The 8909-nt window shown below is 72.3% G+C and carries 8 protein-coding genes; 6 read left to right on the top strand and 2 right to left on the bottom strand.

The window, feature by feature from the left end; translation table 11 throughout:
• Window positions 1-52: 52 nt before the first annotated feature.
• The 6 genes from ABZ567_RS13240 to ABZ567_RS13215 are packed head-to-tail and all read left to right on the top strand — an operon-like array spanning window position 53 to window position 6684.
• Complete coding sequence (locus tag ABZ567_RS13240) at window positions 53-1102, top strand: cupin-like domain-containing protein (protein WP_360788026.1); 1050 nt, start codon at window positions 53-55, stop codon at window positions 1100-1102.
• Window positions 1103-1104: 2 nt separating this feature from the next.
• Window positions 1105-2385 (top strand): MFS transporter, encoded by a 1281-nt coding sequence (locus tag ABZ567_RS13235; protein ID WP_360788023.1) that lies wholly within the window; start codon window positions 1105-1107, stop codon window positions 2383-2385.
• Window positions 2382-2573 (top strand): MbtH family NRPS accessory protein, encoded by a 192-nt coding sequence (locus ABZ567_RS13230; protein WP_360788020.1) that lies wholly within the window; start codon window positions 2382-2384, stop codon window positions 2571-2573. Before ABZ567_RS13235 ends, ABZ567_RS13230 begins: the two co-directional genes overlap by 4 nt.
• A 9-nt stretch (window positions 2574-2582) precedes the next feature.
• Window positions 2583-3329, top strand: coding sequence for an alpha/beta fold hydrolase (locus tag ABZ567_RS13225; RefSeq protein ID WP_360788017.1), 747 nt, complete (start codon window positions 2583-2585; stop codon window positions 3327-3329).
• Between the two features lie 2 nt (window positions 3330-3331).
• Window positions 3332-4189 carry an alpha/beta hydrolase gene (locus ABZ567_RS13220; protein ID WP_360788015.1) on the top strand — a complete coding sequence of 286 codons (858 nt, stop codon included), beginning with the start codon at window positions 3332-3334 and terminating at the stop codon, window positions 4187-4189.
• Window positions 4186-6684, top strand: coding sequence for a M28 family peptidase (locus tag ABZ567_RS13215; RefSeq protein ID WP_360788012.1), 2499 nt, complete (start codon window positions 4186-4188; stop codon window positions 6682-6684). Before ABZ567_RS13220 ends, ABZ567_RS13215 begins: the two co-directional genes overlap by 4 nt.
• 129 nt (window positions 6685-6813) lie before the next feature.
• Here ABZ567_RS13215 and ABZ567_RS13210 read toward each other — a convergent pair whose 3' ends face one another.
• Together ABZ567_RS13210 and ABZ567_RS13205 are read right to left on the bottom strand one after the other, a co-directional pair.
• On the bottom strand, window positions 6814-8391 hold the full coding sequence (locus tag ABZ567_RS13210) for an aldehyde dehydrogenase family protein (protein WP_360788010.1): 1578 nt from the start codon (window positions 8389-8391) through the stop codon (window positions 6814-6816).
• Window positions 8392-8456: 65 nt separating this feature from the next.
• Window positions 8457-8909, bottom strand: a complete 453-nt coding sequence (locus ABZ567_RS13205; RefSeq protein ID WP_360788007.1) for a hypothetical protein — start codon at window positions 8907-8909, stop codon at window positions 8457-8459.

Below are 8909 nucleotides of genomic sequence, written 5' to 3'. Positions count from 1 at the left end.
GCCCGCCCTCCCGGCATTCCCACCCCACAGGACACAGGAACAGGACCTCACGATGACCCTCCACTCGACCGAGAAGGACGAGAGCGTCGCCGGCACGATCTTCCCCGAGGCCACGGTGAAGCTCGACGCGATCGACCGGATCCACGCGCCCTCCCGCGAGGACTTCACGCGCGACTACGTCTACCAGCGCAAGCCCGCCGTCATCACCGGCCTGATGGACTCCTGGCCGGCCATGGAGCGCTGGAGCCTGGACTACTTCCGCGAGCACTTCGGCGACCTGGACATCCACGCCAACCTCCAGCGGCTCGACAACGAGCTGATCCTGGGCAACGTCGGCGGCTTCCGCGGGATGAAGCTGGCCGCCCTGCTCGACGAGATCGAGAAGAACACCGATCCGAACCGTGCCTTCTACCTGCGGGCCTACCCGGTCCACCGGATGGTCGAGCACTTCCCGGGCCTCGCCGACGACTACGACCTGCCCGACCTGGCCCCGAACTGGGCCGACATCCGCTTCAAGGCGAACTGGCGGACCGGCACGGTCAACCCCGCCAAGCTCCTCGGCCTCTACCTCGCCAAGACCTTCCTCAACCGGGGGGGCGGCAAGGGCGCCCCGCGCGAGACCGTGTCCTCCCGCGTCGCGGCCGTGATGTTCGTCGGCAGCAAGGGCACCGTCACCCCGTTCCACAGTGACGGCATGCAGACCGCGGCCTACCTGAGCCAGGTCGTCGGCCGCAAGCGCTGCTACTTCGTCTCCCCCGACCAGCACGAGAAGCTGTACCCGCGCCGCTTCCGCCGCCAGTTCGGCATGGCGCAGGTCGACTACCGCCGCCCCGACCTGACGCGCCACCCGCGCTTCAAGGACGTGGTCGTCGAGGAGACCGTCCTGAACCCGGGCGAGACGCTGTACGTGCCCAGCGGCTACTGGCACGCCATCGAGTCCATGGACACCTCCATCTCGTACAGCCACCAGATCGTGGGCGAGGACAACGCCCTCGGCTGGCTGACCTGCATCCCCGAGCGCTACCTGGCCCAGATGTACTTCAAGTCCCAGGGCGGTCTGCGCAACGTGACCGGCGCCAAGGACTGGGACGACTGGGCCTGACGATGAGCACACCAGCGAGCACGGCCGCTCCCGCCGGCCAGAACCTGCTGCGGGACCGCGACTTCCTCCTGTTCGCGGGCGGCCAGGGCGCCTCGGCACTCGGCGACGCGCTGAGCAAGACCGCCCTGCCGCTGCTGGTCCTCGCCCTCACCGGCTCCGGACTGCACATGGGCCTCATCGCCATGCTGACGACGCTGCCCATGATGCTGCTCGGCGTCCCCGCGGGCGCCTGGGCCGACCGTTTCGACCGGCGGCGGATGATGCTGTGGGCGGACGTCGGCCGGGCCGTGCTGGTCGGCGCGGTGCCCCTGGCCGCGCTGCTCGACCTGCCGATGCTGCCGGTGCTGTACGCGATCGCCGTGCCGGTCGGCGCGCTGTACGCCGTCTTCGAGGCGGCCTGCCTGTCCTGTGTGCCGTCGCTCGTCGGCCGCGGCCGGCTCGGCGAGGCCAACTCGCTGCTGTCGATCGGCAACGCGCTCGGCTACATCGCGGGGCCCGCGCTCGCCGGTGTCCTGGTGACGGGCATCGGCGGGGCCGGCACCCTGGGCGTTGACGCGCTGACGTTCGCGGTGTCGGCGGTCTCCCTGATGCTGATCCGCCGCCCGCTCCAGACGGCGCGGGAGCACCCGCCGGCCCCGATGCGCCGGCAGGTCCTGGAGGGCTTCCGGTTCATCGCCGGGCACCGGCTGCTGCGGGCGGCGCTGCTCTACTGGGCGGCGATCACCTTCTTCACCGCGCCGATCATCATCTGCGCCACGTACTTCATCCGTGAGGACCTCGGCTGGTCGCCCGGCGTCCTGGGGTCGATCATCGCGGTCTACGCCGTCGGGGCGATCGCCGGCGCGGTGCTCGCCTCGCGCATCAAGGAGGCGTCCGTCGCGGTCATGTGCGCCGGCACGGTCCTCGGCAGCGTCGGACTGCTCGTCCTGAGCGGGACCGCCTCGCTGCCGCTGGCCCTCGGTGTCGTCCTTCTCGCGGGCGCCGGGGAGTCGCTCTCCGCGATCCTCTACAGCACCCTGCGCGCCCGGCTCACCCCGGACGAGCTCCTCGGCCGGGTGACGACCACCGCCCAGGTTGCCGCGTTCAGCCTCAAACCCCTGTCCGTCCTGGCGGCCGGCATCGCCCTGGAGGCGACCTCCGGCTCCCTGACCCTGGCCGTGATCGCGGTCTCCTGCATCACGATCAGCGTCGCCTTCGCCGTCTTCAGCCGCCGGCTCCCGACGGCGGCGGCCCCCGAGATCCTTCTCCCCCCGACCCTGACACCCCAAGAGGTAGTGCGATGACTGTGACCACCGTGGAGCCCGAGTACGTCGTCGTCGTCAACGACGAGGAGCAGTACTCGATCTGGCGGAGCGACCGCGAGCTGCCCGCCGGCTGGGCGGCCGACGGGCCGACCGGCACCAAGGACGAGTGCCTCGACCACATCGAGACGGTGTGGACCGACATGCGTCCGCGCTGCGTGCGGGGCTGATCGGCCGTCATGACACTGCTCAGAAAGCTCAGCGCCGGTGAAGGGTCCAGCCGGATCGTCTGCCTGCCCTACGCGGGCGGCAACGGGACGGTCTACGAGAGCTGGGCCGCGTGGCTCCCCTCCGGCGTGGAGCTGTGGGCCCCCGACCTGCCCGCACGCGAACAGCGGATGCTCGAAGCGCCCGTGGAGGACATGGAGCTGCTCGTCGCCGCCCTGGCCGACGAACTCCGCTCCGACGAGCGGCCGACCAGCCTGTTCGGCCACAGCTTCGGCTCGCTGGTCGCGTTCGAGGTGGCGCGGAGGCTCCAGCGGCGGGCGCTGCCGGTGAACTGCCTGGTCGTCTCCGGGATGGCGGCGCCCCAGGTGCTGCCCGACCGGCACCCGCCCACGGACGCCGAGATCCTCGCCAACCTCCGTTCGCACGGGGTGGCACCGCCGGAGTTCTTCCAGCAGCCGGACCTGCTGGAGCTGGTCATGCCGGGCCTGCGCGCCGACTACCGGATGGCGATGGGCTACCGGTACCGGGACGGCGAGAAGCTCTCGGCGCGGGTGTGCGCCCTCGGGGGCACCGACGACCCCGGTGTGCCCGCCGAAGGACTCGCGGCCTGGGCGGAGCAGTCCGACAGCGGCTGCCCGACACGGATGTGGCCGGGCGGACACATGTATCTGCTGAGTCATGCCGAGGAAGTCGCCGCATTCGTGATCGGCTGCCACATGCGGTCGATCGGCCGCTCCCTGCAGTCACTGGAAGGATGAACATGGAAACGCGCACGATCACGGTCCCCGGCGGCTCGCTCCACACCGAGAGCAGCGGCACACCGGCCGCCCCCGCCGCCGTCATGGTCCACTCGGGCATCGCCCACGGCGAGATGTGGTCCCCGCTGCTGCGGGCCCTCGACGGCGAGGTGTTCGGCGTCGCCTACGACTGCCGCTGCTTCGGCCGGTCCACGACGACGCTCGACGGCGAGTTCTCGGACATCGACGATCTCGCGAGCGTGCTCGACGCGTACGGGCTGGAGTCCGCCGTCCTGGTGGGCGAGTCACGGGGCGCGCGGCTCGCGATCGACTTCGCGCTGGCCCACCCGGGCCGGGTCGACGGGCTCTTCCTGCTCGCGCCCGACGTCTCGGGCTTCGACGGTCCGGTCGCGGACGACGAGCGGCCGCTGCTCGACGCGGTCGAGGCGGCCGAGGAAGCCTGGGACACCGCCGACGCGGCCGGCATCGCGCGGACGGTCGAGGAGCTGATCATCCAGGAGGTACGGCTGTTCGTCGACGGACCCGGCCGTGAGCCGGAGCCCGCGCGCGCCGCCGTACGGGAGACGGTCGCCGACATGCTGCGGCTCAACTACACGCAGCAGAAGGAGACCCCGGACTTCGTGAAGCCGAAGCCCGCCGCCGGCCGGCTCGCGGAGCTGGGCTGCCCGGTCCGGGTCCTCGTCGGGGACGCGGACACCGCCGGCATGCGGGCCGCGGCGGAGACGATCGAGAGCGCCACGGCACAGGCCTCGCTCGTGCGAGTCCCGGACGCGGCGCACGCCCTCACCCTGGAGCACCCCGAGACGGTCGAGCGTGAACTGCGCTCGTGGTTGCGGGAGATCAGGGGCGCGGGGTCATGACCGGGGGAGAGGACCGCACGGCGGGCCCGTTGAAGTCCCGCCCGCGCGAGGCGGTACGCCCGGAGGCGGAAGAGGCGCCGTCGGTAAGAGGCGGGGCGGAAGAGGCATCGTCGGTACGAGGCGGGGCGGACACGGTGTCGTCGGTACGGGACGGGACCGGTGCGGCGTCGAACGGACGCGGCGGGGGCGGCGACGTGCGGGCCGGCCTCGACGACGTTTCACGTGAAACATCACGCCTCGTGGGTGTCGCGGGACGGCCCGGTACGGCGCGGTTCGTCGGTACCTGGGCGGTCCTGGGCCTGCTCCTGATCGTCGCCTTCGGCCTCGCACACTGGGCGACCCGCCCGGCGCCCGACGGGGAGGCCGGCCGGGCCGCGCTCGCCACCACCCAGCGTCTGGAGGACCTCGGCCCGCACGTCGCGGGGAGCGCGAAGGTCGCCGAGGCGCTGGACATCGTCGCCGGTGAGCTGAAGGCGGTCCCGGGCCTCGAAGTGGAACGGCAGCGCGCCTCCGGCACGTACCGCTTCCACGACCGGGCCGTCGACTACCGCGTCGAGAACGTGATCGCCCGCCAGCCCGGCGACTCCGACGACGCCCTCCTGGTGAACGTCCACGTCGACTCCGCGATGGAGGGGCCCGGCGCGGCCGACGACGGCATCAACGTCGGTGCGCTGATACAGGCCGCGCGGCAGCTGGCCGGCCAGGACCACCACCGTACGGTCATCTACCTGTTCAACGGCGGCGAAGAGGTCGGCCTCACCGGCGCGGACGCCTTCACCCGGCACCCGTGGGCCGCGGACGTCCGCTGGTTCCTGAACCTGGAGGCCGTCGGCTCCGGCGGTCTGCCCATCCTGTTCCAGGCGGGCGAGGACGACGGCCGGCTGGTCGAGCTGGCCGGCAACACCGAACGGCCCTACGGCTCCGTCCTCGGCCAGTGGCTGTTCCAGGCGGGCCTCATCAACTCCGACACCGACGCCCGGGTCTGGCGCGCCCAGGGCTGGTCCGGTCTCGATTACGCCCTCTTCGAGGACGGCTACCGCTACCACACGCCGAACGACCGCGTCGTGGGGATCGGCTCCGGATCGGCGCAGGCGGTCACCGACATGACCGTCCGGTTCGCCTCCGACGTGGCCGGGTCCGGCGACCTGAGCGACCGGAAGCCCGCCCCCTACTACTTCGACGTGCTGTCGCGCGGGTGGGTGACGCTCGACCCGCTGCGGACGAGGATCGGCACGCTCGCGCTCCTGCTCGTCCTGGCCGCGCTGACCTGGCGGGCCTGCCGGGTCTGGGACCTCCGGCCCGGCCGGGTGGCCGCCACCGCGGGCGCCGCGCTCCTCGCCCTCCCGGCGGCCGTGCTCACCGGCGTCGTCCTCGGCGCGGCCCAGTCCCTCGTCGGCCCGCACTCCTGGTTCGCGCACCCGTGGCTGGTCCACCTGGTGACGCTGCCCCTCGTCGTCCTCGGCGCGCTCGCCCCCCAGCTGCTCCTGGAGCGCCGGCGCCGTCGCCGCGCCCCGGACGCCACCCGGCGTCCGGCCGCCCGTACGGCCCTCCTCGGCAACGCCTGGGCGGTCGGCCTGCTCGGGGCGGTCACCGCCTGGCTCGGCATCGGACCCGGCTATCTGCTGTGGATCGCCTCCGCCCTGCTCGTCGTGTCGATCGGCGGCTTCCTGGCGCTGCCGGGCCGCTGGCGGGCGGTGCCACTGCTGGTGAGCGCGTTCGTGTCGTTCGTGCTGATCGCCCAGTTCACCCGGAACCTGTTCGAGCTCGCCGTCCCGATGATGGGCCGGCTGCCGACCGCCATCCCCATGGACGCGGCCCTCGCCGTGGCGTCCGTCCTGGTCGCCGTACCGCTGGCGCTGATCCTGGCGCCGTTCGCGGTGTACGCGGGACGGCCGCCGCACCGGTCCTGGCTCGCCCCGGCGGCGTTCACCGTCTGCGGACTCCTCGTCGTCGGACTCGTCTCGCCGTACGACAGCGCGCACCCCAAGCTGGTGGAGCTGTTCCAGGAGCAGGGCGAGGGTGAGGACGCCCGGATCGTGCTGGAGGGTCGTGACTACCTCACGCCCCAGAAGCTGGGCGTCGTCGACCAGGTCGCCCGCGACACCGGGCTGCGGGCCCGTGACGGCGCGCTGACCGCGCGGAAGGTGCCGGTACCGGAGGGGACCGTCTCCTTCGCCACCGCCGGTACGACCGCGCCCGTCCGGATCACCCTCGGCGCGAACCGCGCGGAGCTGATCAGGATCACGGTGACGGGCCCCGGGCTCTCCGTCGGCGGCCGGTCCTTCGACGGCGGCGAGGCGGTCGTGGACGTCGTCGGCCGCTTCGACGGCCACACGGTGACGGTGGAACGCTCGGGTCCCGTCGAGATCCAGGTCGACCAGGTGTTCCTGAAGACCGGAGAGGACGCGAAGCGGGCCCTGGCGGCCCTGCCGGACTGGACGGTGGGTCACGCGCAGACGGTCGTCCAGCGCACCTGGGCGGACGACCGCCGCTGAACGGGCCGTGAGGCCGTGACCGCTGAGGCGCCGACGGAGGAGGTACGCCCACCGCCATCGGCGCCATCGGCGTCTGTCAGGCTCCGGCGGCCCGGACCCTCGGGAGGTCCAGGATCGGGAGCCGCTGTCTCAGGCTCCGTCGGTCCAGGACGTCGGGAGCCGGTAGGTGAGGTCGGCTTCGACGGTCGCCACGTCCATCTGGGCCTTCTGCAGCGAACCGGAGAAGTCCCAGTTCATCGACTGCCAGCGGGTGAACTGGTCGAGCACCCACACACCGGACTGGCGGCTGCCGTTGCCGGACTTGCCGTTGCCGCCGAACGGAAGGTGGGCCTCCGCGCCCGAGGTGGAGTTGTTGACGCTGATCATCCCGGCGCCGACGCCCTGCCGGAAGCGGAACGCGGTGGCCGGGTCGCTGGTCCACACGGCGGCGGAGAGCCCGTAATCCGGGGTGTTGGCGAGCTCGATCGCCTCGTCGAGCGTCCGGTACGTGGTCACGCCGACGATCGGCCCGAAGGTCTCCTCCAGGAAGATCCGGTCCGTGGGCCGGACCCCGTCCACGAGGACCGGGTGGTAGTACAGACCGTCCGACGGGTCGCCGACGAAGCCCTCACGGGGTGACTCGGCCGTGATCCGGCCGACCCCGGTCGAGCCGTGGACCGTGTGGTGGTCGTCGATCCAGCTCAGCGCCGTCTCGTAGGTGCGCGCGAACTTCTCGTCGAGCAGCGGGCCGTAGACCACGCCCTCGGACGGCTCGCCCACCGCCGCGGTCCGCACGGCCTCGGCGAAGCGGCGTACGAACTCGGCGTGCACGTCCTCGTGCGCGATGACGGTGCCAAGCGAGGTGCAGCGCTGGCCCGCCGTGCCGTACCCGGAGAACAGCGCCGCCTGCACCGCCAGGTCGAGGTCCGCGTCGGGCGCGATGACCATCGGGTTCTTGCCGCCGAGCTCCAGACACGGCGTCTGCAGGTGCCGGCCGCACAGCTCGCCGATCCGCCGGCCGACGAGCGTCGAGCCGGTGAAGCCGACCTTGTCCACCAGACCGCGGCCCAGCGCGGCGTCGAGACCCGCGAACGTCGTCTCGCCGTCGGCGAAGACCAGGTTGAGGACTCCGGCCGGCACGCCCGCCCGCCAGGCGAGTTCCGCCAGGGCGCGCGCGGTCGCCGCGGCGTATTCGGCCGGCTTCCACACCACCGCGTTGCCGCAGAGCAGGGCCGGCGCCAGGTACCAGGAGGGCACCGCCACCGGGAAGTTGCCCGCCGTCACGATGACCGCCACGCCGACGGGCATCCGGAAGGTGAAGAGCTGCTTGTCGGGCATCTCGGACGGCACGGTGTGCCCGTACAGCCGCCGGCCCTCGCCGAGGAAGAACTCGCAGGTGTCGATGATCTCCTGGACCTCGCCCAGCGCCTCCGCGTACGTCTTGCCCACCTCGCGGGTGACCAGCCGGGCGAGGGCCTCCTTGTTCTCCTGCACCAGACGCCCGAAGGCCCCGACGACCTGGCCGCGCACCGGGGCCGGGACCCGCGCCCAGTCGCGCTGTGCCGCGCGCGCGGCCGCGCAGGCGTCCTGGAACGTTTCCGCGTCGGCCAGCCGGACCTCGGTGACGACGTCGCTCAGGAGCGCCGGATTCCGTGAGGTGTAGGTGACGCCGTCCCCGGCGATCTCCTTGCCGTCGATCACCGAGTTCAGCGCAGTCGGACCCGCCACCTGGATTTCCTCTCACCATGTCGAATGCGGCCGCGAGTATAGCTGTCGGGCCGTGGACGGCCGGGTCAGCGGACCCGGCTGCTCATCCACGGGGTGAGCGCGACGCCGTCGACGAGTTCCCTGAACGTCTCGTCGCCCGGCAGCGGCACCACCAGCCACCAGCCGGGCGGGAGGAAACGCCCCTTCACATGGGCGAGTCCGCCGTGCACGGAGCGGAGGAACGCGGGGACGGCGTCCCGGGGCACGTCGTCGAACGCGACACCGTCCACGACGATCCTGGCGTCGTCCTCGGGGAAGACCTGGACCGTGACGGACGGGCTGCCGCCCAGTTCGACGTAGGCCTCGTGGGGCAGCGAGCCGTCCGCGTCGAGGACGGCGAACGCACCGGAGGCCGTACGCCGGGACGTCCGGTCGGCACCGATGTCGTCGGTCACCGTCATCTCCAGGCCGAACTCCCGGGCGATCTCACGGATCGCGGTGACGGCTGCTTCGGTGCTGGGCAGGTGGGGGTGTGCCAT

Origin of the sequence: Streptomyces sp. NPDC016459, assembly GCF_040632845.1 — a bacterium.
Lineage (GTDB): Bacteria > Actinomycetota > Actinomycetes > Streptomycetales > Streptomycetaceae > Streptomyces.
Note: the sequence above shows the minus strand (reverse complement) of the source record. Positions and strands in the feature narration are given on the sequence as shown.

What these genes read in the sequence shown, in the direction of transcription:
- ABZ567_RS13240 (WP_360788026.1), top strand. Translation starts at nt 53, where the DNA reads ATGACCCTCCACTCGACCGAGAAGGACGAGAGCGTCGCCGGCACGATC.
- ABZ567_RS13205 (WP_360788007.1), bottom strand. Translation starts at nt 8,909, where the DNA reads ATGGCACACCCCCACCTGCCCAGCACCGAAGCAGCCGTCACCGCGATC.
- ABZ567_RS13225 (WP_360788017.1), top strand. Translation starts at nt 2,583, where the DNA reads ATGACACTGCTCAGAAAGCTCAGCGCCGGTGAAGGGTCCAGCCGGATC.
- ABZ567_RS13220 (WP_360788015.1), top strand. Translation starts at nt 3,332, where the DNA reads ATGGAAACGCGCACGATCACGGTCCCCGGCGGCTCGCTCCACACCGAG.
- ABZ567_RS13215 (WP_360788012.1), top strand. Translation starts at nt 4,186, where the DNA reads ATGACCGGGGGAGAGGACCGCACGGCGGGCCCGTTGAAGTCCCGCCCG.
- ABZ567_RS13230 (WP_360788020.1), top strand. Translation starts at nt 2,382, where the DNA reads ATGACTGTGACCACCGTGGAGCCCGAGTACGTCGTCGTCGTCAACGAC.
- ABZ567_RS13235 (WP_360788023.1), top strand. Translation starts at nt 1,105, where the DNA reads ATGAGCACACCAGCGAGCACGGCCGCTCCCGCCGGCCAGAACCTGCTG.